The sequence below is a fragment of the Mesorhizobium sp. WSM4989 genome (assembly GCF_029625795.1).
Lineage (GTDB): Bacteria > Pseudomonadota > Alphaproteobacteria > Rhizobiales > Rhizobiaceae > Mesorhizobium.
Genome location: NZ_JARTVN010000046.1, coordinates 1 through 259 on the forward strand (window position 1 = coordinate 1; position 259 = coordinate 259).

Annotated in this window: 1 pseudogene; it reads right to left on the reverse strand. The window is 64.9% G+C overall.

From position 1 onward, the window contains the following. Positions 1-11: 11 nt before the first annotated feature. Positions 12-259, reverse strand: a pseudogene (locus P9217_RS30250) (MFS transporter); the annotation flags it as partial.

Consider the following 259-nt stretch of genomic DNA (forward strand, 5'->3'; position numbering starts at 1 on the left):
GCCCAACCCCGTCAGGGCTTGCCGGGGTTGGCAACCATGTCCTGCTCGCGGCGTGACTGTGCCAGCCAGTTATACACCGCGCCGCCGGCCATCAAGATGGACGTGCCCAGAAACACCGAGCGCATGCCGAAATGACCACCGGCAAAGCCGCCCAGCAAGGGACCGGCGACTTGCCCGACATATTGGGCGGAGATCGACAGCCCGAGCACATTGCCGCCGACCCCATCGGGAACATTGTGGCGGATCACGCTGGTGATGC